At 63.8% G+C, this 2535-nt stretch carries 1 protein-coding gene; it reads right to left on the minus strand.

The genetic code is table 11. The annotated features are described in order from the left end of the window. Positions 1-527: 527 nt before the first annotated feature. Positions 528-2024, minus strand: a complete 1497-nt coding sequence (locus tag H7007_RS02955) for a phytoene desaturase family protein (protein WP_287153005.1) — start codon at positions 2022-2024, stop codon at positions 528-530. Positions 2025-2535 lie beyond the last annotated feature (511 nt).

Here is a 2535-nt window from a genome sequence, read left to right on the forward strand (position 1 = left end):
CCCATCCGTCACCCATACGGACAGGGTGCCGTCACGGGTCCCGGTAAAGCGCTCTCGGTCCAGGCCGTCTTCTCATACCCGCACACACCAGCACTTCGAGAGCCGTCCTCCATCGCTACGGGCAACTCCCATGGCTTCCATAAACTTCCATAAACTTCCATAATCCGCCGGTCACCCAAAGTCGGGCCGTCCCGCCCTGACCGCAACCGGCCCCTCCGGACGTCCGCCGCCTCCTTACCGGGTCCAGCGGCCCATCTATTTTAATAACCCTTCCGCCGGTCAATCGCACCTCTCGGCCCGCCGAATCAATGCTCACCTTACGACCTGCAGGATCTATCTCAAGGCGGCGGGTTCCCGGCTACCGAATCCTCCCGCCTGTGGATCGAAGTTTTAAGTCTGCTCAAACGGGCCAAGGCCACCTCCCGCACAGAATTGAACGTTCGTCGTCCTCTTGCTCCTGCTTCCCCGCCAGTTCGACAGTATCAAGGGTGAGGTCGCCCGAGATCGTAACGCTTGGTCATCATGACTCACTCGTACTTCCCCACCAGGTCGGCGGCGATGATGCCCGAGGCGGTCACCGAGGGCAGGCCGCCCCCGGGATGGGTGGAGGCGCCGCAGAGATAAAGGCCCCTGATACTCTTGGACCTGGCCGCGGGGCGGAACACCGCCGAGGACGGGAGGTCCATGTCCAGGCCCAGGATGGCGCCCTCGGGAAGGAGCAGGCGGCGCTCGTAATCACGGGGGGTGAGGACGTCCATCACCGTCACGTGATCGGCCAGACCAGGAATGGCCCTCTTGCTCAGCCGCTCCAGCTGCCGCTCACCGTAGGCCCTCTTGTCCCGGTCCCAGTCGATCTCCCTCACCCCATAGGGGCCGGACTGGACGATGTTCAGCACGTGGTGCCCCTCGGGAGCCATGGAGGGGTCGGAGAAGGTGGGGAAGCAGACCAGGCCGAAGGTCTCCCGGGGAAGGAGGCCCTTCCTCATGTCCCCGAACCAGTATTCGTTCATCTTCTCCATGGACTCCGTGATCAGGGTATGGTGGGCGTCGAGGGGCGGCCTCCGGTCCAGGCCCACGTTTATCATGGGTGCGGAGGCCGAGAGGCGGTAGCTCTTTATCCCATACCTGGGAAGCCATGGCAGGTGCTCCTCGCCGACCATCTCCAGGTAGAGGGTCCTGGCGTTGACGTCTGAAACCACCACAGTGGAGGTCATCTCCATCCCGTCCGCCAGCCTCACCCCCTCCACCCGGCGGCCGCGGACCAGCACCTTCTCCACGCGAGCGTTAAGGAGCAACTGCATTCCGAACCTCTCGCCACACCTGCGCACGGCTTCGGGAAGGGCGATCATGCCGCCCCTCGGGAAATAGACCCCCTCGTGCTCGGCATAGGAGAGGAAGGCGAAGATGCCGGGCGCCAGGGCGGGCGGAAGACCGCAGAACTTGCCCGGGTAGGAGAGGGAATCGAGGACCTTCTCGTCCTTGAAGAAACGGCGCATGACGTCCTCGAAGGACCGGGCGAAGAGGGGGAGGAACTTAAGGAGGCGCGGCTCGCGTAGGAAGATCCTCGCCATGTCCGGCATCCCGTTCACCGGGCCGAGGAAGAAGCTGTCCACCGCCTTGCGCATGAAATCTCCGACGTAATGCGCGTATTCCAGCCACGCCCTGCCGTCCTCCGGGGAGATGCGGGAGATGACCTCCGCCTTCTCCTCCACGGATGCGGGATAGGCGAGGCGCGACCCGTCCGGGAAGATGATGCCGTACACCGGGTCGCAGGGCTCCAGCTTTACCTCCTCCCACAGGGAGGTGCCCAACCTCTGGAAGAGTATCTCGAAGGGCCTCATTATCTCCAGGATGGTGGCACCGACGTCGAAGCGGTACCCCTCTCGTTCGTAAGTGGAACAGCAACCGCCAATGCTGCCGCTCTGCTCCAGCACCAGGGTGCGGCGTCCCTTACCGGCGAGTAGAGCCCCGGCGGTCAGGCCGCCCAGCCCCGCCCCGATGACGATGACGTCATAATCGGCCATGCGCTTACCTCCTCTCCATGGAGGGTTTCGGCGATCAGGCCTTTTGCGCCCAACGCTTCCTCGCGGTGCTTGACTCCCTAAAGCCCTCCGCGAAACCGTTTCCCTTTCCTCGGTCGCGCAACGCCACTAAGGGGCGCGCCGCCCCGCGCTCTTCGTCCTGTCCCTCCCGGGGAAAGTGGAGGAATCTAATCACCCAGGAGACGAGTTCTCCTCATCCCCTGCCCGCCTCGAAACGGCTCGGCACAGGAGAGGTCAAGCCGGCGCTACCTCCAAGAGCGGCCTCGCTTCATCGACCTCCCATCTTCCAGCCGACGCGGTACCGCGGCGACGTCACCTCACCCGCCCAGTGGACCGATCTTCTAAGGTCCAGATACCCCCTGGGGCATCACGATTCAAGACCTGACCCCTTAGATCCTTATCCTCAGGTCGGAGAGGGGGAAGGACATGCAGGGGTGGATGAAGCCGGCCTTCTCGTCCACCCAGCGCTTGGGCACCCTCTCGGGGACGAAGA

The organism is Candidatus Solincola tengchongensis (assembly GCF_015711935.1).
In the GTDB taxonomy this organism is placed as follows: Bacteria; Actinomycetota; Geothermincolia; order Geothermincolales; family RBG-13-55-18; genus Solincola_A; species Solincola_A tengchongensis.